Here is a 23,049-nt window from a genome sequence, read left to right as displayed (position 1 = left end):
GGCAGCGCGACGACGGCGGTCCGTTCCTCGGATGGGGCCGCGGACGCCCGTGGCCGCTGCTGACTGGCGAGCGCGGGCATTACGAACTCGCCGCGGGCCGCGATCCGAAGCCGTACCTGCAAGCGATGGAGCGGTTTGCGAATTCGACACAGTTGCTGCCTGAACAAATCTGGGACCAACCCGACCTGCCGCGGCGATTGCTGAAATTCGGCGGTCAGACCGGCAGCGCGACGCCCCTGATGTGGGCGCATGCCGAGTACATCAAGCTGCTGCGTTCAACCAGCGACGGCCGCGTGTTCGACATGGTCGAGGAAGTCCGCGAACGCTACATGAAGCCGGGTCGAAAACCGAGCCTCCTCCGGGTCTGGAAATCCGACCGCCACGTTAATTCGGTGTCGCCCGGCGACCGCCTGCGCATCCAGGCTACCGAATCATTTACCCTGCATTGGTCCAATGACGAATGGCAGCACGTCAACGACAGCGGATCGACTTCGACGCCGATTGGCTTCGAATACGTCGATATCGACGTCGGTGCGAGCGCGAAAGCTCCGATTCGCTTCACCTTCAAATGGCGCGAGACCGGCGCCTGGGAAGGCCGCGACTACGCCGTCGCAATCGCGGTCTGATCGTTCAAGCTTTATCGGCTGCCCGCCCTTCCGACGCGCGCCTTACGATTCGTTAATAACCAAATCGGCGCGCGTTCGTACTGCTGCGTGGAGGCATTGCAATGAGTAGCAAGGATCCGATTGTGCGCGACGCGGTTGAGATGAGATTGGTGTTCGCGCTGCTCCTGCTGATGGCGGTCCTGATTATCCAGGGGTGCACTGCGTTCAATCCGCAGGGAGCGGCGATCCAGCAGACGCCGAATTACTACAACGGCGAATCGTACAGCCAGCTCTCGCCCGAGCAGAAAATGCAGCTCGAAGATCACCTGGCCAACCAGAGTAACTCAGCATGGCGAACCAGCGCCGACGTCGCGTCGGGCGCCGGCCAACTCGAGCAGGGAACCGGCTTTCTGCTGCGCGGTATCGACGGGATCGAACATCACTGACCCTTGAGGCTCGGCGGATTGGCGTGATCGTAGTGATTTATCCGCCGGCGCAACGCGCCGGACACCCTGCCATGCCCTATTCTGCCGCGATATTGCTCGCGGCCGTCACCCTCGCGCTCGCGACAGCGGCGCTGCAGGGATGCACCGATATGGCGCCGCAATATGCCGCCCAGCAATACGCGCCTTCATATTACGAGAGCGGATACAGCACCCTGACGCCGCAACAGAAATTTCAGCTCGAAGATCATCTCGCCAACCAGAGCAATCAGGCGTGGCACACCACCGCACAAGTGATGAGCGGCGCCGGGAAGTTGATCGGCGGGACTGGAAGCTTGCTGGGCGCGATCAACTCAATGAAGAAGCAGCCCGCGGGCAGCTCTGCACGAGCGCGCAACTTGCGGATGCCCCATCGGCTCGCAGTGCGATGACTCCGCGACCGCGATTCGTCGCGGGAGTCGTCGTCTCACGAAAAGCAGTGTTGAAGTCCTCGAAGAAATCGCCGGGGGCGGTGTATTCAGACGAAGTGTCTCTTATTCCGTCATCGCCGACTCGCTGAAGGTCAGGCTGGTCGGAAAAGTTATTCCAAGCAAAGTATTGGAAGGCAGAAAAATCTTGCTCGACGCATCGTAGGTGACCGCGACCGTGAACGGGCATCCGAACGTGCGCGGCGGACCGCAGGTAGCGGCGCCGGTGGGCGTCAAAGTGACCGTGGCGCCAGTTATCGTTGGCGACATCTCGCTCGAGATCTGGGTGGAAAGCGTGTCGCTGGTCAGCGTCGCATCGACTGAAGCGGCGCGCGCCCCCAGGTATGACGCCTGACTGACCGCGAGCGCGGCCTGTCCGATTAGTGCAAACTGAATTCCGACCAGCATTACAACCAGCGCGACGACCGAAATAAGCGCGAATTCAACCGCGGACTGCCCGCGGCTGATTCGACCACTGCGCAGCGGCGACCAACCGTTGGTTCCGTTCTTTTTGTTTCGATCAGCGAAAGGGGCCGAATCCTGTATTGTAGGTTTCATAGCTACTGCACCAACGCTACGACGCAAATTGTGTTGCCGGTACATGGAGTCCCCAGGCTGCTTTTTCCACCGGCCACTCCGGGCATCAGGTATACGTTGACGTTGCAGGCCGAAGAGTCGGGCGTGATCCAGGCCTTCACGAACGAAGAAATTGTAAACGTTGCGTTCGACCCGTTTCCCGACCAGGTCCCGACCGGTATCACAACTTCCTGCGGATTCCCCACGCTGTGGTTGTTCCAGGTGCCGTTCGGGTCCATCGCGACGCCTGCGGCGATCCGCTGCGATAGTGGCGTGCTCGCGTGTCCGACCTTGCATCCCGTGATCGACGGTATGGTCTCGCCGTCTGTCAGGGTTCCGGTGAACGGCGTGAGTCCCATGTACGGCCAAGGATCGCCGTCTTGATTGATATCGACCGGCCCCTTGTTGCCGGGGGCATTATTGCCGGTGCTATAAATTGAGTACTCGACCGATCCGTCGAATTTCAAATTTGGGAACATCGCCGCGTTTAGGCCGGCCGGAAAGACATTCCCGTCCGGCGACGAAGAAGCCTGCGCCTGCGCCGTTGCCGTCACCTGAACGTCTGCGCTGAGCATTCCCAAGGCGCGGCCAAAATTGTACGGAACCGTCCGCCTCACAGTGACACTGATTTCGGTATTGTTGTTTGAAACGGTTGGTCCCGTGATGATATCGGGAGCGACAACTCCGTTACTCGCGAGGTAGGCGTTGGTGGCAGCGGTCGCCCCGGGGATGTTGTCAGGTAATCCAGCTCCTCCCACCAGGACTGCCGCGTCGGCCGCCTTCTGCAGCTGCTGCCAGTTCACGTACATCACCGCGACATCGGAGCCGAGCGCGACTGCCCCGAGCAGCACCGCAATTATTCCGGTGTAAAGAACCGCAACCTGTCCGCGCGACTTGCCAAATGATTTGCTCGCCGAGAAACCCCGCGAAAATCGCTTGTAAAAACAAGTAGGCATTTTTTACTCCCCCTAGGCATTATTTTCTATCACCCGTCTTTGTGCGTGCCAAAGACGGCATCCGTCGCGAAAACACGCCTAAATCTGTGGTATCGGCAGGTAGTCTGACAACGCTCAAACAGGTGTGTCAAGAAACTATTTGTAGTCTATTTATGAGTTATCACTACTAAATGCAGCAATCTGAAGCGCTCATCAAAGTAAGCGCTACCTGCAGTGGGTCAGGTCGCAGAGCTCCACGGACAAATCAGGCTTTCTGATGCTCAGTCAGCAAAACGTTTGCATTAACAGGCGTTTATACTTCGTAACCGGCAAATCTCCGCGTCCGTATTCACAGCAGGAGAGACATTTATGAAAATCCATACAACCGTTGTTGCCGCGATGTTCGGGCTCCTCATGATGGCGATGCCGAGCCTCGCGTCCGCCGAGATCGTGTATCCGCGGCCGGTCCGACCGGTGGTGGTTCAGCAGGTAGTAGCGCCGGCGCCTTTCACGACTGTCGAGTACTATCGTCCGTGGGCCTGCGCCAATCCGTACTTCCGCCGTCATCACTGGTGGAGATGCCGATAACTCGGCAGCCCGATAGCCGAAGCGTCCGTACCAACGACAACGCGGGCGGTGTGCCGACGGCACCCGCCCGCCCCTCTTTCTTGATACTGGGTGCAGGGGTCACCCCTGCCCAGGGAAGGGTCAAACCCCACGGCGGTTTCACATTAAATGAAGTGATCTACCCTTCCCCAAGTCGCTCGATCGCGAACTGCGTCGCGAGCGACGCCATCATCGCTTCGACTTCGTCGCGCGAATCCGCCGAGAAGTAGATCCTCAGATGGTGCCGCGCGGGATCTTCGGTTCGCAGCGTCGCGAGATTGTCGTAGGACTCGACGATCGATTTGAACAGCACGATTTGTTCGGGCGGTATCGCGATCAGCATCGAGGCAATCGTTGGCGGTCTATTTCCGGGCTTTCTGAGCAAGGTTTACTGCTACCTCTGCGACCCCTACATTCTAGCCGATGACGCTGCCGCGGGTCTTGTTCGTAACCGGCAAAGGGGGAACCGGCAAGAGTACGGTCGCTGCGGCGCTGGCGATTGCACTGTCGCGGCGGCGTCCAACGACGCTCGCCGACCTGGACCGGCGCCTCTCCGCGGCCGCGGCGCTCGGCGCGATGCCGCGGGATTCCACCGCCGTCAAAGTCACCGACACGCTCGACGCAGTCGCACTGACGCCGCGCGCCGAGCTCGAAGCCTTCATCGAGCGGATCGTCCCGATCCACGCAATCTCGCGCCGGATGCTGCGCAGCCGGACTTTTGGTTACGTCACCGCCGCGCTGCCGGGTCTGGAGGCGTTCCTGTTATTGGAGCGGCTGCGAATCATGGCGGGTGACGCGGCGCTCGAGGATCGTTATCTCGTTATCGACGCACCCGCGTCGGGCAGCGCCGTCGAACTGCTCTCGGTCTCGTCGGGCGTGAAGGGAATCGCGCCGGCTGGCACGCTGAACCGGCTGGCCGATTCGATCGACGGCTTTCTTGCCGACGCAACCCGCTTCGGCGCGGTGATCACCACCACTACGGAAGACCTCGCGGTGCGCGAGGCGCTTGAAACCGCCGCGACGATTCGCGCGCGCCTCGGCATCGTCACGGTCGCGGCGATCGTCAACTGCGTGCCCGATTTGCTCTTCGACACTTCCGAGCTGGCCGCGATGAGTCCGCTCGCCGGCCACGCTCGGCTGGCGGTGCGCCGAAACGCCGCGCACGAACAGGCGGCCCTCATCGCACCGCGGTTCGCCGAGGCCGGTGTGATGACCATCAGTCTGCCGATGATGTTCACGCCGGGCATCGGCACCGCCGAACTGACGAAACTCGGCCGCGTGCTCCATGCGAGGCTACTCGACCAATGAAGCCGTTCGACTTGCGCTCGCAGAAACTCGTGATCTGCCTGGGCCCCGGCGGCGTCGGCAAGACTACGATTAGCGCCGCCTTGGCAGTGCGCGCCGCGATGCTAGGAGGCGCCGTCGATGTAATGACCGTAGATCCCGCGCCGCGCCTGCTCGACGCACTTGGCCTCGAAGAGGATTCATCCGAGCCGGTCGCGGTGGCGCTCGATGGCATTCGGCATTCGCGCCGTGGCGGCGCGTCCAGTCGCGCGAGGCTGCGCGCGCTGCGGCTCGATCCGAAGCGCACTTTCGACTCGATCATCGCGCGCTACGCGCTGTCGGACGCTGAGCGCGACACGATTCTTGAAAATCGAATCTATCGCAATCTGTCGGGCGCGCTTGCGGGTGTCGGGGATTACATGGCGATGGAAAAACTGCTCGAACTGGCGGCCAATCCTGCCACCGATCTGATTGTACTCGACACTCCGCCCGCGACCGAGGCTATAGACTTCCTCGACGCGCCGCGCCGCCTGCTCGAACTGCTCAACTCGCGCGCCGTGAGCCTGCTCGGCGCGCCAGGCGGACTGTTCCGAAGCCAATTGCGGATGGTCGATCTGGCCGCGCGCGCCGTGCTCGCGGCGTTCGATCGCGCGACCGGACTGAACCTGCTGAGCGACGTGCAGTCTTTCGTCCGCAGTTTCGACGGGATGTACGAAGGCTTCTCGGCTCGCGCCGCGCGTGCACAGGACAAACTGCGCGCGGCAGACACGGCAATCGTTATCGTCACGACGGCGGAGTCGAGCCGAATCGCGCAGGCGCGCGAATTTATCGGCGCGCTCGAAGGCGCCGGCTTGCGCGTCGCGGCGATGGTCGTGAATCGAGTGCTTGCTGAACTGCCCGACGCGGCCGAGCTAACCTCGGCGCGCATCGCGCCGTCGCTCAAGAAAAAGTTGAAGCGCAATCTCGCCGACTATGCCGCGCTGAAAACCCGCGAAGAAGTTTCGCTCGGTGCCCTTCGCGATTCGCTCCCCGCCGGCGCGCTACTGATGGTCGCGCCCGACCTCGGCCGCGAGCCCCGCACTATCGCGGACCTAGCCGAAATAGGCCGTAGCATCAGCGACGCCTGAAATCTGTAGATCCTGACAAAGCGAGTAACGCGAGCCTCGTGTGTCATCCTGACAAAGCGAGCAGCGCGAGCGGCCGGGCCTCGGACAGCTTCGCACTCTTTGTCACCCTGACGACGGGAGCGTTAGCGACGGGAGGAACGGGCCTCGGACAGCTTCGCGCCAGCGAAGCCGTTCCGGTCTCTGAAATCGCGCAGCGATCCTTTGTCGAGCGAAACGCGCTGGAAGCGCGAGATCCTTCGCTGCGCTCAGGATGACTCAAAAAATCGAGCTTCCCCACGTGTCATTCTGAGCGAAAGCTGCTGTAGCGAAGAATCTCGACGGACGCTCCGGCGTTCGGCGCCGGTTACACCACCGCGCCAGGGATCAGCTGGACTTCTTCGCGCGCCGAATGGGCGCCTTGGCGGGCTCTTCGTGATCCAGAACGCGATCGAGCTTGATGCTGAGGTTGAGCAGTTGCGAGCTTAGATGATCGAGCCGCGCTTTCAGGTCGCGCACGTCGCGCTTGGACGGGATGTTGACGAAGTCCAACATCTGCTCGACGTTGCGGTCGAACGACGACTTGTTAGCCATGAAGCGCTCACCGGCCTTGCCGAAACTCGAGCGCATCCTGTCGTTGGACATGATCTCGTTGAAAAAGCCCGTGATGCCTTCCTCGCTCATCTGGCGGAGCTTATCCATCAGGTTGTCGTTGTCGCTGCGTGCCATGATTTTCAACTATATATAGAGGGGCGCGCCGCGCAAACCGATGAGCACAATCGCCAGCATTCTAGGCCTCGCGTCGGGCTTCGCCCTGCTGGGGTATCGCGAGCCGCCTGCGAATCTGATCGCGACGTCGATCATCATAAATCTCGCGCTCACTCCGCTGACTGCGATCGTCGCATCGCGCCGCGGCCGCTCGACTCTTCGATGGACAATCGCGGGACTCGCGCTCGGCGCGTGGGCGCTTGCGACCGTCATGATTATTCCGCCAAGCCGCCCCGCTCCACCGCTCCCCGACGCTCCGCAGTATCCTCCTACTTCTCATGCTGCTTGATCCACGCCGCAGTCGGCGCAAAGACCTGGCTCTCCGACTTCGTACCAGCCAACACGTCGAGATGTCCCCAGTTGTCGAGCTTCGTAAATGAAGGGTCGGGCGCGCCGGTCGATTTCGACGCCGCTTCGACCTGGCCGGGCCATTGCGCGCCGAAGTTGGTGCTCGCGAACGCGATGACAGGAATCTTCGACGCTTTGAGCGACGCCAGCAGTTGCGGCGTGAACGGATTCTCGCCGTCCTGCACCGACGGCCAGTAGCGGTCGTAAGCGATTAGCAGCTTCGCCAACACCACCGCGTCCGAGTAGCCGCCCTGCGGATTCGCGAGCCCGCCTTTGCCGCCGTAAAATCCGCCCGCGTCGTACACCACGTGCTCCAGGTTTTCGCGCGCGGTTTTGTACTTGGGAATCGGCGCAGGCTGCTCGGGATTTTCAATCACCATCTGCATCAGCTTGTAACGCTTGTCGTAGGTCAGGTGTTCGCCGCCGATGTCGTCAGCGTAGTGGCCCGGCTCCAGCGGCTTCACGCTGATCGGATGAGTCGGGATGAATCCGTCGAGCGCGATGATTCCCGCCACGCGCTCGGGATAGTGCTTGGCGGCGAAGAGATACGCGAACTCGACGCCGCGGCTGAAGCCGGCGACGAAGAGTCGGCTGCGGCCGGATTTTTCGCTGACGAATTTCGCGGCCGCATCGATGTCAGTCTCGAATAGGTCGTTGGTCCATCCCGCAAGCTCGGAAAGATCGCTCTGCGGGGTCTGCGGTGGAACGAAATGCGTACGGTAGTCCATCGACCACACGTCCACCCCCTGCTCCGCGAGATAAACCTGGAACGAATAGCGCGGATCGTCGAGCGCAACTTCGCCATTCATGTTGGTGCCCGGCAGGTAGAGCACCACCGCGTCGGGATGCGCGGGCGGATTCGGTCCCTTGGCGACGCGATGCAGCGCGATTTTGTCGAAAGGCGAGTTACCGACGGTCGCTTGAAACGTCCACTCATAAATTCCCGGCGCGCCTTTGAGCTCGCGCGCCGCGCCGACCGCCTGAAAGTCGGCAGCCGATGCGACAGTCGCGACGAAAAGAAGCAGGACCGCCAGAACGTCGGAGGCAATGCGTCGTCGAATCTTCATGGACGTAATCCTCTCCACAATTTCGCGTCGCCGCACAAGTCCGCGACGCGTGTCTCCAGAGTTCAGGGATGAACTGTTCAGCCTTACGGCGGCGCGCAATCCCGTGCTACGACTACCGTATGAATCGCACCTTGGATGCTTCCAACCTGATGGACCCGTTCCCGGGCCACTTCGCGTGTTCGAATATAATTTTGACGGAACGAAACTACCCTTAGTGGTATGACCATCATCGCGCCACAATCGCTGGTAGAGGAAAACGGATGGTGGTTGACCCTTCGCGGTCTGGCGTGCGAAACAGTGTCAGGTTCGCACGCCAACATCGTACGGGAGTAAATTTCAATGAGTAAGAAAATTCAGTTCGCCCTCTTCTCTCCGCAAGCCGGGCAGTCGTGGCATCAGGTCGAAGAGCGGGCGCATCGATGCGAGAAGCTCGGCTACCACTCGATCTGGCTGGTCGATCATATGTGGACCTCCCAGATGCCAGACCTCGACCATCACGAATGCATCGCGCTGATGGCGGGACTGTCCGCGAAGACCGAGAAGATTCGCATCGGCACGCTCGTGATGTGCAACTCGTACCGCAATCCGGCCCTGCTGGCGAAGACGCTTTCGACCATCGATCACATCAGCAACGGCCGCCTCGAAATCGGCTACGGCGCGGGATGGATGGGCGAAGAATACAAGGCCTACGGCTACGAATTTCCGTCGATGGGCACGCGGCTCAAGATGTTCGAGGAAGGCCTCCATATAATGAAGGCGATGTTCACCGAGAAGCGCGTGACGTTTAAGGGGCGGCACTACTCCGTCCAGGAAGCGATATGCAATCCCAAGCCGGTGCAGCAACCGCATCCCCCGATCACGATTGGCGGCAGCGGCGAAAAGATCATGTTGAAGCTGGTCGCGAAGTTCGCCGACCGCTGGAACTGCCCGGCCGGCTATGAAAGCTTCGAGCACAAGTTCAACGTGCTCAAGCAGCACTGCAAAGACATCGGGCGCGACGTGAACACCATCGATATCTCAGAGCAATTGTTGGTTTGCATCGGCTCGAGCGACGCGGAAGTCGAGGCGAAATGGAAGTCGGCGCAGATGCTCAAGCCGTTCGTCACGACCGGCATCAAGGGAACGCCGAAGCAGTTGATCGAGGAACTAAAAAAGCGCGTCGCGATGGGAATCACGACGTTTACGATTTTTTTCAGCGACTTCGCGCCGCCGCCGACGCTCGAGTTGTTCGCGAAGGAAGTGATGCCGGCATTTGCGTAGACAGCTGCGAATCTGCGCGCCGTTCGTCGTCGCGCTGCTGCTCGCGGGATGCGCGAGTAGTCAGCCGTCATTCTACGCGACGCAGCTCGACACGAGCGGCGGGCTCGGACCGGGCGATCCGATTACGCACGCGTCGGCGACGATCGGGCATGTGACGGGAGTCTCGCCGATAAGCGGCACAGATTCGGAGATTGCGTTCGAAGTTGATGGCTCTCACGCCGACGAGATTCACTACGACTCGATCATGACGCTGAACAGCCTCGGCCCGACGCCGTCGCTCGACGTGATGAACGTCGATGCGATGAGCCATAGCGCACCGTCCGGCACGCGGCTGGACGGCGCGTCGAGCATGAACGAGGTGCAGATGTTCATGACGGCGCGCGGGCCCGGAAGTTTCGCACAAGCGCTCGGCAACGTCGCGGGCTCTACGCCGGCGACTCCCCCCTCGCCCGCGACCGTGCAGATGACCCAAATGTTCGCGCAGATTTCGCAACAGACGTTGGCGAACGCGGTTGCAATCGCGCCGCCTACTCAAGAGCAGCTCGACCAGGCCAAACGCGATGCGCTCGGCGTCGAGCGGCAACTCATGCGCAACGGCAAGATCGAACAGGCCGAACGGCTGCGCGCGTCAATGGGCGGCATGATGGGTGGCATCACCGCCCCGGTGAACGAGACGGCGCTGCCGCCGACCTCGCCGAATCCGTAGCACCATGGAACTCGATTAACTTGGATCAGCTTCGACTCACCGAGTATCTCAAACGCAAGATGCCGCATGCGCGCGAGCATCGCGTCGTTGGACTCAAGCGGATTTCCGGCGGTTCGTCGCGCGAGACGTACGCTTTCGAACTCGAGTGGAACGAAGGCGGCGAGACGCGCACGCGCCCGATGATCGGACGGCGCGATCCGACCGGCGGCTTGCTCAAATCCGATCGCGAGCGTGAGTTCAAAGTGATTGCCGCGATGCATCGCGCGGGCCTCAAGGTCCCCGAGCCGCTTTACCTGGAACTCGACGCCAGCGTTATGGATCGCCCGTTCTTCATCATGCATCGCGCATCGGGACAGACCGGCATGGGCGCATTTCCCGCCGCCGAAGCAGAGACTACGCGCGCGAAAGTTGCGGATGATTTTTTGGGCGAGCTCGCGCGTTTGCAGTCGCTCGATTACCGCGAATGCGGGCTCGAAATTCTTGGTGCGCCCGAAAATCCCGAAGCTCCCGCGCGCATTCAGACCGCGCACTGGGCTGAGGTTTATGAGCGCGATCGCATGGGCGAGCACTATCCGATTCTCGACGCTGCGTTTGCATGGCTCAAAGCCAATCCCGTCGTGACCGACCGCATCGTAGTCGTTCACGGAGACTACCGTTCAGGAAACTATCTGTACGACGAGAACGGAATCATCGCGATGCTCGACTGGGAGATGGCGCATCTCGGCGACCCGATGGAAGATCTCGGCTGGGCCTCGATGATTTTTTGGGGACGCGACGAACTTGCGGGCGGCCTGATGGAGCGCGAAGCGTTCTATCGTCTGTACGAAGCGAAGACCGGCCATCGCGTCGATCGCACGCGGCTCTTCTTTTACCAGGTGCTCGGCAACGCGAAGATGGCGGTGATCTGTTTGACGGGGATCCGCGATTTCGTCGAGCGACGCACCTCCGATGCGGTGATGCCGTTCCTCGAACTGCTGCTGCCGGCGTTGTTTGAGGACCTGGCGAACCAACTCCGATTGGTCTGAGGTAAATCGATGCTACGGCCGACGTTGAATGAACTGCTTGGCGGAATGCAGCGGACGATTTTGGAAGCGCTGATGCCCGAGTTGACGTCGCCGTATGCGCAAGGACAGGCGATGTCGGCAATCGGAATGCTCGCGCATGCAGCGGCGGTGCTCGAGGCGGCACCGGCGTACGATGCGGCCGAGATAAAAGATCTGCGCGCGACATTCGCGGCGCTCCAGCGGCTGGGCAACAAGCACCTCGCGCGAAAGAGCGGGCTTCGCGGCGCACTCGCGCGCGCGACTCGCGCGAGTGCGAAAAATCCGGCGGATCGTCGCGCGATGGAAGCTGCGATGGCTGAGTTTGCGACCGCGGTCGCTCTTGGCGATGCCGACGAGAGCGTCGCTCGCCATGTACGCGCCTACCTTCGGCGCAGTCTCGACCGCTCGCGCAACCTGCTCGGCGCGTCGTTACCGGTCGCGTGAGCTCATAAGCTGCGCTGCAATTCCGCGCGGCAGGAAAGATCCCCGCTACCTTATGCAATAAGACGCTATTACTAGCCATCACTAGTCACTTCCTGGAGTATTTATATGCGTCAAGACTTCTTGCGGATAAAAATCAATTAGGGTAGATTGCCTTGAGCTAAGTAGAAGGGCGAAGAGTTGTCTTAGCTAAATGTAGAAAAAAACCACTGACAGTATGTATCGGACTTGCTACAAATAGTTAGAAGTTCTAATGTCAGTGGCTGCGAGGCTGGGTGTTCCCGAGTTGCCGCAGAACAGACTGCGAGGATGAAGCCATGAGCGTCGTTATTATTCCCACTCCCGGAATGCCCGGGGGACCATGCCGCGGATCCTGCGATCATGCCAAGTGTCATACGATGCGTGCGATGGCGGACGAAAAATGCCATCATTGCGGCGGCCGGTTTGGGTTCGGCGCCAAGATAACGGGCGAACCGCCGCAGCATCTGCGATGCGCGCAAAGCATCGCCGCACGAGATGGCGCACCGGCGACCCATCCGATCCACGATCCGGCATCGGGTCAGCACGTCGCAGGTCGTCAAGGCGACAAGCACTAGGGCGAACTCGTTTGCAATTTTGATTTGACGCCGGCGCGCCTCGGGGCGCGATTGGCGATGTGCGCTTGACACCCTCGCTGCGTGCGCGCTACCGCTCAATCGTGGACAGCGAAAATCTCTCTCGTGTGCGAGCGCTCCGCGACCACCTCGATCATCCGGTGATCGACGCCGACGGTCATTTGATCGAGCCTGCCCCGCTCTTCAACCAATATCTTCAAAAGGTCGGCGGCGCTGGCATGCTCGAGCGCTACAACCGCGAACTTCGAGCGCATCCGACGGGGTCGCGCGGGAATCGCGAGGGCGGCGACATGCGCGGCGCATGGTGGGGCGTGTCCAACGACGCGTACGATCTTGCGACCGTGATGGCGCCGCGCCTGCTGTATAGCAGGCTGAACGATCTCGGCGTCGATTTCTCGATTTTGTATCCCACGCTCGGGCTCGCGCTGCCCACGATTCACGACGGAGAGGTGCGGCGGATCGCATGTCGTGCACTGAATACGATGAACGCGGACATCTGCGGCCAGTTTCGCGATCGGATCGCGCCGGCCGCCGCCATCCCGATGCACACGCCCGATGAAGCGATCGCGGAACTCGAATACGCGGCGCGTCTTGGCTTGAAGGTCGCGATGATTCCGCCGGGGGTGGCGCGCCCGATTCCAGCGCTCGAACGCGAGCATCCTGATGCGTTCCCCAACGCGGCGTACTTCGATTGCTACGGCCTGGACAGCTTTTTCGACTACGATCCGGTGTGGTGCAAATTTGTCGAGCTGAAGATCGCGGTCACTTCGCACGGCGGCGTCGGCCTGCGGTATTTGCCGCTCGGACGGCGCTCGCCGACCAACTACATGTTCAACCACATCGGCGCGCACGCCTATCAGCAGGGCGAGCTTTGCCGCTCGATCGTGATGGGTGGAGTTGCCACGCGGTTCCCGGAGCTGGCGTTTGGGTTTCTCGAATGCGGCGCCGGATGGGCCTGCGACCTGCTCCATTCGCTTGAAGAGCATTGGGAGAAGCGCAACACCGCCGGCCTGGTGAATTACGATCCATCGCGGCTCGACCGCCCTCGATTGCATCAACTGCTCGCCGAGTACGGCGGTCCCGAATTCGTCGCGAAGAACTCCGCGCGCGCGGTGCGAGCCTACGACGAAGGCCTCGAGCGCCACGATCGTGCGACGGATCGCGACGAGTGGGCGCTGACCGGCGTGCGCGACGAGCACGACTTCGCGCGAATCTTCGGCAACTTCTATTTCGGCTGCGAGGCTGATGACTTAAGCGTCCATCGCGCGCTCGACTCGCGCGCGAATCCGATGCGTACGCGGCTGCAACCGATTTTCTCCTCCGACATCGGCCACTGGGATGTGCCGGATATCTCGACGGTGCTGCTCGAAAGCCATCGGCTGGTGGAGAAAGAACTCTTGAGCGATGCGGACTATCGCGATTTCGTTTTCACCTACCCGGCGCAGCTTCATCTGAAGGCGGATCCGGAATTCTTCGCAGGCACCGCAATCGCAGGCTCCGTCGCGAAGCTCAGCGCATAGCGGAGTAGAGGCGTTCGATGCTTTCGACTGAACACAAACGCGAGTGGGACGAGAAAGGGTTCTTCATCGTCCGCGGCTTCGCGGCGCCTGAGGCCTGCCGCGAGATGCACGCGCGCGTGGTCGGGATCTGCCGGCTTAACGCTGCGGGCGAAAGAGTTCCGAACGTCTTCGTGCTGCCGGAAAAGAAGCCCAACCCGCTGGCGCAAAACCCCGAAGACAATGTCGGCAAGGTTTTTCGGCTGCATCGCGATCCGATTTTCAAAAAGCTGGTCGAGGATCCTGCGGTGCTCGACCTCGTCAGCGATCTGATCGGTCCGGAGCTCGATTGTTTCGTCAGCCAGTTCATTTTCAAAAATCACGGCGCGCTCGGACAGCCGTGGCATCAGGATTCCTACTACTTCGCGTTCAGCACGAGGCCGCAGGTCGGCGTCTGGCTGGCGGTCACCGAGGCCACCCTCGACAACGGATGCCTGCACGTGATGCCGGGCTCGCAGCTCGAACCGGTGCACGAGCACGTGCCCGACCGGCGCCCGCATGCGCAATACGGTTATACCGAGATCGTTGACTACGATATGTCGAAGTCGGTGCCGGTCCTGATGCAGGCCGGCGATCTGCTGGTGTTTCACAGCCAGCTGATGCATCGCTCGACCGACAATATGTCCGGCGGCATCCGCGCTGCGATGGTTTGGCACTACACGAAATCGGGAACGATCGACCAGACCAGGGAGCGGTTCGGTCATCAGAATCCTTCGCACGATTTCATGAAGATCGAACGTCGCCACGCTCCTGAGGATTAGTTCATGAATGGAGCTGAGAGCCTGATCCGCACCGCGATCGCGGCCGGCGTCGAAGTGTGTTTCGCAAATCCGGGAACGACTGAAATGCCGTTGGTGGCGGCGCTCGATTCCGCCGACGGGCTGCGACCGATTCTCGGATTGTTCGAGGGTGTTTGCACGGGTGCGGCCGACGGTTACGGACGGATGGCGGAGAAACCCGCGATGACGCTGCTGCATCTTGGGCCGGGCTTCGCCAACGGCATCGCGAATCTGCACAACGCGCGGCGCGCGCGCTCGCCGATCGTCAATTTGATCGGCGACCATGCGACCTGGCACGTCGGCGCCGACGCACCGCTTACCTCCGATATCATTTCGCTCGCGAAGCCAGTTTCCGGATGGGTTCGGAGCGTCACCAGCGCTGCGTCGCTGGCCGATACGACCGCGCAAGCGATTGCCGCCGCCGGCCGCGCGCCGGGGCAGGTCGCGACGCTCATCATTCCGTCGGATTGCCAGTGGGATCCCGCCGAGAGACGCGCCGCGCCAATCGAGCCCGCTGCTCTGCCGGCTGTTTCATCGAACGCGATCAAGCAAGCGGCCGGGTCGATCCGTAAGGGCAAGAAGGTCGCGCTGTTTCTCGGCGGCACAGCGCTTCGCGCAAGCGGACTGAAGACGGCCGCGCGCATCGTCGCGAAATCGGGATGTCATCTGATCTGCGAAACTTTTCCCGCACGACTCGAACGCGGCGCTGGAATGCCGACGCTCGATCGCTTGCCGTACTTTCCTGAACAGGCGATTGAGATGCTTAAGCCATTCGATACGATCGTCATCGCCGGTGCGAGGAAACCAGTCGCGTTTTTCGGCTATCCCGATTTCCCAAGTCAGTTGATTCCTGAAGGCGTCCAGGTTGCGATGCTCGCCGAGGTGACCGATGACGTCCCCGCCGCTCTGGAAGCGCTCGCGAGCGAACTTGCGGCGCCGGTTTCGGTCGCGACGCCGTCGAAGATAGCGCGCCCCGAGCGTCCCGTCGGGAAACTCAACGCGATGACCGCGGGCGCCGCGATTGCCGCGATGATGCCCGAGGGCGCAATCGTGATGGACGAGGCTGCCACCACTGGCCTGCCATTTCTCGCCGCCTCGGCTGCCGCGCCGCCGCATACATATCTCTCGCTCACCGGCGGCGCGATCGGCCAGGGATTGCCGTGCGCCACTGGCGCCGCCGTCGCGTGTCCGGATCGGCGCGTGATCGCTTTTCAGGCCGATGGCAGCGCGATGTACACGATTCAGTCGCTGTGGACGCAGGCGCGCGAGTCTCTCAACGTCACGACGGTGCTCTGCAACAACCGCAGTTACCGGATTCTGCAGGTCGAACTTGCGCGCTCGGGGGTGACGGAGCCGGGCCGCAAAGCGCGCTCGCTCACCAGTCTCTCCAATCCCGATATCGAGTGGACGAGCCTTGCGCGCGGACTCGGAGTGCCGAGCGTGCGCGTCGAGACAGCGGAGGCGCTCACGCGCGAACTGGAACGCTCGCTCGCAACGGCGGGCCCGGCGCTGATCGAAATGATTCTCTAGAGACGCGCTTACTTTAGGCTCGCGTCCAACATCTCCAGCGCTGTTCGCAGCTCTGCAATCGTGTCGATCAAGCGATGATGCTCGATGCGGCTGCCGACGCCGATAAAATGCACGCCCGCACTCTCGGCCGCCTCGCGATCAATCCTGCTGTCGCCAACATAGACGGCCTTGGTCGCATCGACACCCGCGCGATCAAGGCACAGGCGTAGGATGTCCGGCGCAGGCTTGGGGCGAACCTTGTCGAGTGCACTGGCGACCGCGTCGAATACGCCGTCAAGGCCGAGATGCTCGACCAGCGCGGGCACGGTCGCCGAGCGATTGGTTGCGAGCGCGAGCTTGTAGCGCTGCTTGAGCTCGAGCATGAACGGACGCAACTCAAACGGCGGACGCAGCATCTTGAAAAACGGCGCTTGATCCATGTTGCGCGTCACCTCGTGCATCGCGCCCAGCTTCGCTGCATCGCCGCCCGCTCGCCCCGCGAAGACCTCGCTCGCGGCGTACGAAACCGCCGAGATTTCCTCGTCGCGATCGAGCGGCGGTTCGCCGACCTTCGCGAAAATCCAGTTGTAGTAGGCGACGTTCGATTCGGTGGAATCGAACAGCACGCCGTCGGCGTCGAACATCACAAGTTCAATCATGTTGAACGAATATTGTGAGGGACCGGCGTGCGCGGCGCCAGCCGGTGAACGATTTCAGCGCGCGGCGCGCTTGCGCTCGACGCGTTCGGTGCGCCGCGGATGCGCAGGCGCGGGCCGGCGCGGAATCGCAACAACCTCGCGCGCCGTAAGATGATCGCCACAATGGGAACAGACCATGTCCGGCGCGGTCTTCGCGCCGCAGACGCGATGGATCAGCGTTATCGGCGGCCCCGATTCGTCGCTCAGCCACGTATCGCCCCAGCGCATCATCGCGATCAGCACGGGATAAAGCTCGAGCCCCTTTCTGGTCAGCCGGTATTCGATGCGGCCGCTATCACCCTCGCTGCGCGCGCGATCGAGGATGCCGTCGCGGACCAGGTCGCGCAGCCGCGAGCTCAGGATGTTGCGCGCGATTCCAGTTCCCTGCTGAAACTCGTCAAACCGGTGACGTCCGAGAAACGCCTCGCGCAGTATCAGCATCGTCCAGCGCTCGCCGACGACCGACAGCGTTCGCGCCACCGAACAATTCATATCCTTGACCGAATCCCATCGCATGGGCGTCTGTCACTCCCCTCCCCTGAATTTCGCGAAGTCGCGACGTTCCCCAACGCCAACGACGAAAAATATCGTTGCACTTTGAAACCGCGATTGCTACAAGGCACTGTCCGAAATGCAACTGATTTAGGACACTCGCCAGAACGACTTAGGACATTTCAAAGTTATGCGGCGCGAATAAATTCTTCGATCTCATCCGTTTAACAGCCGCAAAAATGGGCGGCCTCGCACGCATGGCCAAGCTCAAGTCCAAGAAGGCGGCGCGGCGATCGGCAGGAAGGGGGCCGAGGTAAAACATGGACGAGTTTCGTGCTAAGTTTTCGCGAGTCTTCAAAAAGACGCCATTGCAAGTGAGTTGCGATGAAATCAATTGGACGGCGGGAGAGTCTGGACAAACATGAAGCCCCGCCGTGCCGTCCTGCTGGCATTCGCTATTGGCGCAATACTGGCGCTTCCCGGTTGTGGCCCTGAGATGTCGGACTATAATCGAACGCCAGAAGAATATAAGAACAGCCGAGAAGTGAAGTGGGACGACTATCGTTACTGCGAGGCGTACTCACGCGACGACTGCGATCAGATTCTTTCGGAGATTAGCAAGACTGTCCGGCTTGATCCTCCCGCATCGGGGATTCCATCTGCAACGCCATGAAGCCCCGCCACGCAGCCGCGCTCGCGCTTGTGGGCTGGTATCTGATGCTACCGCCCTGGCGTGTTATCGGGGGCGAGGTGCGGTCGTCCGTTCCCGATCCCGACGCATCCCTATCAAAGTGGATAAATGTACGAAATTTTGATACGGCTGCCTCGTGTGACCATGCACTGATGCAGTTTCTCGACGCCGCCGGCGATGGCGAGCCCCTTTCGGACAGAAACCGCGCCCGTTTTGCGCGATGCATCGCGACCGACGATCCGCGCCTCAAACCAAATTAAGACGCTGACGGTTTCAAATTCAGACACTCAAGCTCGAATTAAGACAGTACCGGCTGGTCCGCCTAACCTGGGACACTCGCAGTTAGGATTCAGGACACTGCTTGCCAGTTAGGACAGTGCCTGCTACTTGTTTCAGTTGCAAATTGAAACTCGATGAGACGGGAGGCGCCTTCGTCGAGGCGTGGCTGGGAGTAGAAATTATGGCCAAACAGATCGAGTTCTTTTACGACTACCTTAGCCCCTTCAGCTATCTCGCAGATACGCAACTGCCCGCGATTGCGCGGCGCACCGGCGCGGAAATCCTGTATCGCCCGATTCTGCTCGGAGCCATCATGAAGGCTACAGGTAACTCGGGACCGCTCCCGATTCAGGGCAAGGCGGGTTACAACGTCGCGGATTTTCAGCGATGGGCGAAACGCTACGGCGTTCCGGCCCACTTCAGTCCTCATTTTCCGTTCAATACGATTCGCCTGCTGCGCGCTGCGATCGCTGCGCAGCGGCTTGGCCGATTTGCGGAGTTTCACTCGACGGCGTTTCGCGCGATTTGGGAACATGGGCAGGACCTCAGCAAGGAGGAAGCGCTGTGCCGGCTGCTGCGCGATGTGCAAATCGATCCGGCGCTCATCGAGGGCGACGATATCAAAACCGAATTGCGCGCCAACGTCGACGAAGCCGTCAGTCGTGGTGCGTTCGGGGCGCCGACCTTTTTCGTAAACGGCGAAATGTTCTGGGGAAACGATCGCCTGGATTTCGTGGAAGAAGCGCTCATGCGCCAGGCATGATCGGAGTTCCATCGTTTCACAGTCCATGAGATAGATTGAAAGCCTGATGGCGCGCGTCGCGTGAGGTCATTCGCATGAAAGCAGTCGTATTCGAAAAGCTCGGCGGGCCAGAGGTGATGAAGATTGCCGACGTTCCGAAGCCCGAGGTGAAACCCGGCTTCGTGCTGATCAAAGTGCGCGCAGCCGGAATCAACTTTGCCGATACGCTGTTCCGCCAGGGAAAATACGCGATGCAGCCCAAGCTGCCCGATACGCCGGGGCTCGAAGCGGCCGGTGAAATCGAGGCTGTCGGCGCGGGCGTCGCGAATCTCAAACCCGGGCAGCGCGTCGCCGCGCTCGGTTCCAGGATGTACGCCGAGTACGCACTCGCGCCGGCAGCGCAGGTTATTCCGATTCCCAACTCGATCAGCTTCGAGCACGCGGCTGCCTTTCCGGTGCAGGTGCTTACTGCGTGGCACATCCTACACACGGCGCATCAAACTGGCCCCGGACAGACGGTGCTGGTGCATTCGGCGGCAGGCGGTGTCGGAATCGTCGCCGTGCAAATCGCGAAGGCAGCGGGCGCACGCGTGATTGGCACTGTCTCGAGCGCCAGCAAGGCCGCGCTGGTGAAGGAGTATGGCGCCGACGACGTGATCAACTATGCCGCCAGCGATTTTGCCGCCGAGGCGAACCGTCTTACCGGTGGACGCGGCGTCGATCTGATCCTGGACGCGGTTGGCGCTACCACGATGGACAAGGGACTGACCTGCCTCGCACCGTTCGGCCATCTGATTCTGTACGGACGCTCCGGCGGCCCGCCCGAGCCGCTCAACGTGTTCAAGCTGTTCGAGAAATCGATCAAGGTGAGCGGGTTCGTGCTGTACACTGTAGCCGCAGTGCCCGACGTGATGCGCCGCGGAATCGAGGAATCGTTCAAGCTGATCGCCGAGGGCAAAGTGAAGCTGCTGGTTGGCAAATCATTCCCGCTCGCGCAGGCCGCCGAAGCGCACAAGTTCATGGAATCGCGGCAATCGACGGGCAAGCTGGTGCTGATCCCTTAGACTGCGCGAGCGCGCCCGCCTTCAGTGGCAATTTGCAACTTCGTGGCAATTTGCAACTGACCTTTAATTTGTATCTCCGGGCACAACCCATCATTCAGTTTGATCAACAATTCGTGGACAAAGGCCGCGTTTTATCCGATCGAACTTGATCGAATCACGTGAGCGCTCGCACGAAACGCGAACGCGTCCACATACTGCGAATTATTTTTTGTTTAGCACGTCAGTTTTCTCTCTCCGATAAACGATAATTTCCACGCGCTGCCGTGGCATCCGAGTTGCTTGCTCTCTCCTATTTTCCCGCCGAGGAGGAACTCATGGAACATTTGCGTAAGGATGTTCGAAGAGGTCGCGAGTTGCCCGCGTCCGCCCGGATGGCGCTCGCCGTGCTCGCCGCGTTGACCTTCATCGCGATCGCAGCCGCGGCTCGCGCCGAGGTGAAGCCGGGCGATCTGATCACTCCAGCCAACGCCTGGAAGGTCAAGGATCTGGTGTCGCCGGGCGTCTACTACAAAGTCGTCAACGGGATGTCGATGAAGATTGTTCCGAGCGGACAAGTCGACTGGCCTCCGCCCTACAAGGACGCAACCGAGAAGTACTCGGCGCAGGTGCGCCTCAGCCATGACAATCGCAGCCTCGTCGGCTACGTCGCCGGACAGCCGTTCCCTCTGATCGACACCAATGATCCGCAGATAGCCACCAAGATCATGTGGAATAACGTGTTCCGGCCGCTTCTCACCGACGACTACGACCTGCGATTTTACGATTGCGAGAGCGTGTATGGCGGACAGAACAAGCCCAACAACGTGATCCAGTACTATCAGATAGGGCACTACGCTGGTTACGATTTGGTCGGCCGCGTCGAGGTCGAGCCGATGCCGGTCGATCCCGACTTCAAGAAGACCAATCGCCTGTGGCTGTTCGGCCTTTACCCGGTGCTTGCGCCGCAGGCCGAGCGCGGCTCCGGATTCATCCGCTTTCGCTATGAACAACCCGACCGCGGCGACGACGACTGGAGCTGGAATCCCGGAACGCGCCGGATTCGCCGTCTCAACGAGGCGCTGCAGAGCACGGCGACCAGCGCGCAAACGTGGAACCCGGATCATTACTCGGGCTTCAACGCCAAGACCGAGGAATATGACTACAAATTTCTCGGCGATCGCGAGATGCTGGGAGTCGCACACGCCGAGCATTCACCCGAATTGAAATGCGCGACTGACGGCGGCGCCAGCGCTTGCCCCGAAGCATGGGAGGCGCGCCACATGTACATCGTCGAGGCGTCGCCGCGTCGCGAGGTGATCTCGCAAGCGCTGCAGGGCAAGACCATCATCTATATGGACTCGGAGATGTGGTTCGAGCCGTATATAGATGAGTACGATCAAAAAGGTCAGCTCTGGCTGAATCATACCTGGTGGACTACGTATCGCGATCGCCCGGTGCCCGACGCGCGCGTGGCGATTTATCCGTTCAAGCGCGAGTTCGAAGTCGGCGCAGTCGCGACTGACGTGCAAAGCGGGTTCGCCACGATGTGCTATCTGCCCGGCCTGCAGACTCCCGAGCGCGAGTGTTGGTACATCAACATGGGCGCGGTCGACAAGAGCTTCTTCACGACCGACGCGATGGTCAAAGCTGCTCCGTAGCGTTAGCTTGAGTTGAAATGGGGCGGGCCGCGCGCCCGCCCCGATTTCGATCACCTCATCTTCGCGGGTTCGGAGGCAAATATGGCAGAGTCACATCGTCGTCCAGTTTGCGCAGTGATCGGGGTTGGACCCGGACTGGGCGCGGCACTCGCGCGCAGATTTGGCAAAGAATATGCGGTCGCTTTGATCGCTCGCGGAGAAGACAAACTGACGGCGCTCGCAAAGGAAATCGAGACCGCCGGCGGCAACGCGCTCGCGGTCTCCGCCGATGTCGCCAAGGCCGCTGACATTGCGGCAGCATTCGAAAAGATTCGACGCGAACTCGGCGAGGTTGACGCGCTGCTCTACAACGCCGCGATGCGGCCGTTCGGCAAACTGATGGATACCAAGCCGAGCACGTTCGAAAACACCTGGCGCGTGACTACGTTCGGCGCGTTCCTGGCCGCGCAGGAAGTTGTCCCGGCGATGCTGAAACGCGGCGGCGGCACGATCATCTTCACCGGCGCGACCGCCGGGATAAAACCGTTTGCGACTTCGGCGGCGTTTGGACCGGCGAAGTTCGCGATGCGCGGGCTGGCGCAAGTGATGGCTCGCGACCTGCAGCCCCAGGGAATCCACGTCGCGTACGTCAACGTGGACGGCGCAATCGACATGCCTGCGATCCGCGAACGATTCCCGCAGATCAGCGAGGACGCGATGCTGAAACCTTCCGCGATCGCGGAGACCTACTGGTTTCTCGCGCATCAGGACCCCAGCGCATGGTCTCACGACGTGGACGTGCGCCCGTTCAAGGAGAAGTGGTAAGAACGAAAGACCGCGTCGTTCCTCCTTCTCCGCTTGCCGCAAAACCTCGGATTTTTCCTGCATTTTCGCTTGACTCTTTTAATTAACTGATCAGTTAATAGTACTATTAACTGTTCGGTTAACCGGCAATTCGAATTATGGCTGAGCCACCGGCGACTGTCCGCAATCTCAATCGCACGCGCGAGAAGATTCTCGCCGCGGCGCTCGCGGAATTTTCCGCGCGCGGGTTTGCCGGGGCGCGGGTTGACGCGATCGCGCGGCGCGCGCGCGTCAACAAGCGCATGCTGTACTACTGTTTCGGCGCGAAGCAGGATCTCTATCGGGAGATTCTGCGGCGCAAAATCGCCGAGCGCGCCGAATGGCTCGAATCCATGCCCGACGACTTCGCTGGTGCGCTCGCGCACATCTACTTCGCCGGCGGCACAGATATGGACTTTGTGCGGCTGATGGAATGGGAGGCGATCGACAGCGGCGGCAAGCGATGCATTGCCGAGGCCGAGCGGCGCGCGCTGTTTGAAAACGCGGTCGCCCG

General features: G+C 61.0%; 28 protein-coding genes. 20 read left to right on the top strand and 8 right to left on the bottom strand.

Annotated elements, in window-relative coordinates:
* From VIW95_RS10210 to VIW95_RS10200, 3 genes are all read left to right on the top strand, one after another.
* On the top strand, positions 1–626 hold a 626-nt coding region (locus VIW95_RS10210; RefSeq protein ID WP_331586050.1), incomplete at its 5' end, for a glycoside hydrolase family 15 protein.
* Positions 627–727: 101 nt separating this feature from the next.
* Positions 728–1,051 carry a hypothetical protein gene (locus VIW95_RS10205; protein WP_331586048.1) on the top strand — a complete coding sequence of 108 codons (324 nt, stop codon included), beginning with the start codon at positions 728–730 and terminating at the stop codon, positions 1,049–1,051.
* 23 nt (positions 1,052–1,074) lie between these two features.
* Entirely contained in the window at positions 1,075–1,479 is a 405-nt protein-coding gene (locus tag VIW95_RS10200) for a hypothetical protein (protein WP_331586046.1), read from the top strand.
* Positions 1,480–1,581: 102 nt separating this feature from the next.
* Here the strand turns inward: VIW95_RS10200 and VIW95_RS10195 are convergent, their stop codons facing one another.
* Both VIW95_RS10195 and VIW95_RS10190 read right to left on the bottom strand, forming a co-directional pair.
* Positions 1,582–2,073 (bottom strand): TadE/TadG family type IV pilus assembly protein, encoded by a 492-nt coding sequence (locus VIW95_RS10195; protein WP_331586045.1) that lies wholly within the window; start codon positions 2,071–2,073, stop codon positions 1,582–1,584.
* Between the two features lie 2 nt (positions 2,074–2,075).
* Complete coding sequence (locus VIW95_RS10190) at positions 2,076–3,047, bottom strand: pilus assembly protein TadG-related protein (protein ID WP_331586043.1); 972 nt, start codon at positions 3,045–3,047, stop codon at positions 2,076–2,078.
* Positions 3,048–3,395: 348 nt separating this feature from the next.
* On the opposite strand from VIW95_RS10190, the gene VIW95_RS10185 reads away from it, so the two are divergent.
* Positions 3,396–3,614 carry a hypothetical protein gene (locus tag VIW95_RS10185; RefSeq protein WP_331586041.1) on the top strand — a complete coding sequence of 73 codons (219 nt, stop codon included), beginning with the start codon at positions 3,396–3,398 and terminating at the stop codon, positions 3,612–3,614.
* Positions 3,615–3,771: 157 nt separating this feature from the next.
* On the opposite strand, the gene VIW95_RS10180 is transcribed toward VIW95_RS10185, so the two are convergent.
* Entirely contained in the window at positions 3,772–3,975 is a 204-nt protein-coding gene (locus VIW95_RS10180; protein WP_331586039.1) for a DUF4911 domain-containing protein, read from the bottom strand.
* Between the two features lie 80 nt (positions 3,976–4,055).
* Between VIW95_RS10180 and VIW95_RS10175 the strand changes: the two genes are divergently transcribed.
* Together VIW95_RS10175 and VIW95_RS10170 are read left to right on the top strand one after the other, a co-directional pair.
* Positions 4,056–4,940, top strand: a complete 885-nt coding sequence (locus tag VIW95_RS10175) for an ArsA family ATPase (RefSeq protein ID WP_331586037.1) — start codon at positions 4,056–4,058, stop codon at positions 4,938–4,940.
* On the top strand, positions 4,937–6,043 hold the full coding sequence (locus VIW95_RS10170; protein ID WP_331586035.1) for an ArsA family ATPase: 1,107 nt from the start codon (positions 4,937–4,939) through the stop codon (positions 6,041–6,043). The genes VIW95_RS10175 and VIW95_RS10170 overlap by 4 nt, the downstream gene beginning before the upstream one ends.
* A gap of 363 nt (positions 6,044–6,406) precedes the next feature.
* On the opposite strand, the gene VIW95_RS10165 is transcribed toward VIW95_RS10170, so the two are convergent.
* Positions 6,407–6,748 (bottom strand): hypothetical protein, encoded by a 342-nt coding sequence (locus VIW95_RS10165; RefSeq protein ID WP_331586033.1) that lies wholly within the window; start codon positions 6,746–6,748, stop codon positions 6,407–6,409.
* Between the two features lie 40 nt (positions 6,749–6,788).
* Here VIW95_RS10165 and VIW95_RS10160 point away from each other — a divergent pair, with 40 nt between their 5' ends.
* Positions 6,789–7,076, top strand: coding sequence for a hypothetical protein (locus VIW95_RS10160; protein ID WP_331586031.1), 288 nt, complete (start codon positions 6,789–6,791; stop codon positions 7,074–7,076).
* Here VIW95_RS10160 and VIW95_RS10155 read toward each other — a convergent pair.
* The gene (locus VIW95_RS10155) at positions 7,057–8,202 is read right to left on the bottom strand and encodes a hypothetical protein (RefSeq protein ID WP_331586028.1); all 1,146 of its coding nucleotides are present in this window, start codon (positions 8,200–8,202) and stop codon (positions 7,057–7,059) included. The genes VIW95_RS10160 and VIW95_RS10155 overlap by 20 nt on opposite strands.
* 339 nt (positions 8,203–8,541) lie before the next feature.
* On the opposite strand from VIW95_RS10155, the gene VIW95_RS10150 reads away from it, so the two are divergent.
* The 8 genes from VIW95_RS10150 to VIW95_RS10115 all read left to right on the top strand — a co-directional run bounded on the left by VIW95_RS10150 (position 8,542) and on the right by VIW95_RS10115 (position 16,131).
* Positions 8,542–9,462, top strand: coding sequence for a TIGR03560 family F420-dependent LLM class oxidoreductase (locus tag VIW95_RS10150; protein ID WP_331586026.1), 921 nt, complete (start codon positions 8,542–8,544; stop codon positions 9,460–9,462).
* Positions 9,455–10,168 carry a hypothetical protein gene (locus tag VIW95_RS10145; protein WP_331586024.1) on the top strand — a complete coding sequence of 238 codons (714 nt, stop codon included), beginning with the start codon at positions 9,455–9,457 and terminating at the stop codon, positions 10,166–10,168. Before VIW95_RS10150 ends, VIW95_RS10145 begins: the two co-directional genes overlap by 8 nt.
* A gap of 20 nt (positions 10,169–10,188) precedes the next feature.
* The gene (locus VIW95_RS10140; protein WP_331586022.1) at positions 10,189–11,193 is read left to right on the top strand and encodes a phosphotransferase family protein; all 1,005 of its coding nucleotides are present in this window, start codon (positions 10,189–10,191) and stop codon (positions 11,191–11,193) included.
* 9 nt (positions 11,194–11,202) lie between these two features.
* Entirely contained in the window at positions 11,203–11,655 is a 453-nt protein-coding gene (locus VIW95_RS10135; RefSeq protein WP_331586020.1) for a hypothetical protein, read from the top strand.
* Positions 11,656–11,969: 314 nt separating this feature from the next.
* Positions 11,970–12,248, top strand: a complete 279-nt coding sequence (locus VIW95_RS10130; protein WP_331586018.1) for a hypothetical protein — start codon at positions 11,970–11,972, stop codon at positions 12,246–12,248.
* A gap of 101 nt (positions 12,249–12,349) precedes the next feature.
* On the top strand, positions 12,350–13,786 hold the full coding sequence (locus VIW95_RS10125) for an amidohydrolase family protein (RefSeq protein ID WP_331586016.1): 1,437 nt from the start codon (positions 12,350–12,352) through the stop codon (positions 13,784–13,786).
* 17 nt (positions 13,787–13,803) lie between these two features.
* Positions 13,804–14,583, top strand: a complete 780-nt coding sequence (locus tag VIW95_RS10120; protein WP_331586014.1) for a phytanoyl-CoA dioxygenase family protein — start codon at positions 13,804–13,806, stop codon at positions 14,581–14,583.
* Between the two features lie 3 nt (positions 14,584–14,586).
* Positions 14,587–16,131, top strand: a complete 1,545-nt coding sequence (locus VIW95_RS10115; protein ID WP_331586012.1) for an acetolactate synthase large subunit — start codon at positions 14,587–14,589, stop codon at positions 16,129–16,131.
* A gap of 8 nt (positions 16,132–16,139) precedes the next feature.
* On the opposite strand, the gene VIW95_RS10110 is transcribed toward VIW95_RS10115, so the two are convergent.
* The 3 genes from VIW95_RS10110 to VIW95_RS10100 form a co-directional block, all read right to left on the bottom strand.
* A complete protein-coding gene (locus VIW95_RS10110) occupies positions 16,140–16,769 on the bottom strand; it encodes an HAD family hydrolase (RefSeq protein ID WP_331586010.1) in 630 nt (209 codons plus the stop codon).
* Between the two features lie 54 nt (positions 16,770–16,823).
* The gene (locus VIW95_RS10105; RefSeq protein ID WP_349259315.1) at positions 16,824–17,324 is read right to left on the bottom strand and encodes a helix-turn-helix domain-containing protein; all 501 of its coding nucleotides are present in this window, start codon (positions 17,322–17,324) and stop codon (positions 16,824–16,826) included.
* A 762-nt stretch (positions 17,325–18,086) separates the two neighbouring features.
* On the bottom strand, positions 18,087–18,278 hold the full coding sequence (locus VIW95_RS10100; protein ID WP_331586006.1) for a hypothetical protein: 192 nt from the start codon (positions 18,276–18,278) through the stop codon (positions 18,087–18,089).
* A 173-nt stretch (positions 18,279–18,451) separates the two neighbouring features.
* Between VIW95_RS10100 and VIW95_RS10095 the strand changes: the two genes are divergently transcribed.
* From VIW95_RS10095 to VIW95_RS10075, 5 genes are all read left to right on the top strand, one after another.
* Positions 18,452–19,033 (top strand): 2-hydroxychromene-2-carboxylate isomerase, encoded by a 582-nt coding sequence (locus tag VIW95_RS10095; RefSeq protein WP_331586004.1) that lies wholly within the window; start codon positions 18,452–18,454, stop codon positions 19,031–19,033.
* Between the two features lie 74 nt (positions 19,034–19,107).
* Positions 19,108–20,076, top strand: a complete 969-nt coding sequence (locus VIW95_RS10090; protein ID WP_331586002.1) for a quinone oxidoreductase — start codon at positions 19,108–19,110, stop codon at positions 20,074–20,076.
* 314 nt (positions 20,077–20,390) lie between these two features.
* On the top strand, positions 20,391–21,713 hold the full coding sequence (locus VIW95_RS10085) for a DUF1329 domain-containing protein (protein WP_331586001.1): 1,323 nt from the start codon (positions 20,391–20,393) through the stop codon (positions 21,711–21,713).
* Positions 21,714–21,794: 81 nt separating this feature from the next.
* Complete coding sequence (locus tag VIW95_RS10080; RefSeq protein WP_331585999.1) at positions 21,795–22,517, top strand: SDR family NAD(P)-dependent oxidoreductase; 723 nt, start codon at positions 21,795–21,797, stop codon at positions 22,515–22,517.
* 137 nt (positions 22,518–22,654) lie between these two features.
* Positions 22,655–23,049: helix-turn-helix domain-containing protein (locus VIW95_RS10075; RefSeq protein WP_331585997.1), on the top strand; the 395-nt coding region annotated here is incomplete at its 3' end.

It is taken from the genome of Binatus sp. (SeqCode), assembly GCF_036522015.1.
In the GTDB taxonomy this organism is placed as follows: domain Bacteria; phylum Desulfobacterota; class Binatia; order Binatales; family Binataceae; genus Binatus.
This window is presented reverse-complemented; position numbering and strand designations above follow the sequence as displayed.

Coding starts and splice junctions, on each gene's coding strand:
- VIW95_RS10160 (WP_331586031.1), top strand. CDS start 6,789: ATGAGCACAATCGCCAGCATTCTAGGCCTCGCGTCGGGCTTCGCCCTG.
- VIW95_RS10110 (WP_331586010.1), bottom strand. CDS start 16,769: ATGATTGAACTTGTGATGTTCGACGCCGACGGCGTGCTGTTCGATTCC.
- VIW95_RS10170 (WP_331586035.1), top strand. CDS start 4,937: ATGAAGCCGTTCGACTTGCGCTCGCAGAAACTCGTGATCTGCCTGGGC.
- VIW95_RS10105 (WP_349259315.1), bottom strand. CDS start 17,324: ATGCGATGGGATTCGGTCAAGGATATGAATTGTTCGGTGGCGCGAACG.
- VIW95_RS10150 (WP_331586026.1), top strand. CDS start 8,542: ATGAGTAAGAAAATTCAGTTCGCCCTCTTCTCTCCGCAAGCCGGGCAG.
- VIW95_RS10185 (WP_331586041.1), top strand. CDS start 3,396: ATGAAAATCCATACAACCGTTGTTGCCGCGATGTTCGGGCTCCTCATG.
- VIW95_RS10115 (WP_331586012.1), top strand. CDS start 14,587: ATGAATGGAGCTGAGAGCCTGATCCGCACCGCGATCGCGGCCGGCGTC.
- VIW95_RS10175 (WP_331586037.1), top strand. CDS start 4,056: ATGACGCTGCCGCGGGTCTTGTTCGTAACCGGCAAAGGGGGAACCGGC.
- VIW95_RS10135 (WP_331586020.1), top strand. CDS start 11,203: ATGCTACGGCCGACGTTGAATGAACTGCTTGGCGGAATGCAGCGGACG.
- VIW95_RS10120 (WP_331586014.1), top strand. CDS start 13,804: ATGCTTTCGACTGAACACAAACGCGAGTGGGACGAGAAAGGGTTCTTC.
- VIW95_RS10205 (WP_331586048.1), top strand. CDS start 728: ATGAGTAGCAAGGATCCGATTGTGCGCGACGCGGTTGAGATGAGATTG.
- VIW95_RS10195 (WP_331586045.1), bottom strand. CDS start 2,073: ATGAAACCTACAATACAGGATTCGGCCCCTTTCGCTGATCGAAACAAA.
- VIW95_RS10180 (WP_331586039.1), bottom strand. CDS start 3,975: ATGCTGATCGCGATACCGCCCGAACAAATCGTGCTGTTCAAATCGATC.
- VIW95_RS10085 (WP_331586001.1), top strand. CDS start 20,391: ATGGAACATTTGCGTAAGGATGTTCGAAGAGGTCGCGAGTTGCCCGCG.
- VIW95_RS10190 (WP_331586043.1), bottom strand. CDS start 3,047: ATGCCTACTTGTTTTTACAAGCGATTTTCGCGGGGTTTCTCGGCGAGC.
- VIW95_RS10130 (WP_331586018.1), top strand. CDS start 11,970: ATGAGCGTCGTTATTATTCCCACTCCCGGAATGCCCGGGGGACCATGC.
- VIW95_RS10095 (WP_331586004.1), top strand. CDS start 18,452: ATGGCCAAACAGATCGAGTTCTTTTACGACTACCTTAGCCCCTTCAGC.
- VIW95_RS10165 (WP_331586033.1), bottom strand. CDS start 6,748: ATGGCACGCAGCGACAACGACAACCTGATGGATAAGCTCCGCCAGATG.
- VIW95_RS10155 (WP_331586028.1), bottom strand. CDS start 8,202: ATGAAGATTCGACGACGCATTGCCTCCGACGTTCTGGCGGTCCTGCTT.
- VIW95_RS10080 (WP_331585999.1), top strand. CDS start 21,795: ATGGCAGAGTCACATCGTCGTCCAGTTTGCGCAGTGATCGGGGTTGGA.
- VIW95_RS10090 (WP_331586002.1), top strand. CDS start 19,108: ATGAAAGCAGTCGTATTCGAAAAGCTCGGCGGGCCAGAGGTGATGAAG.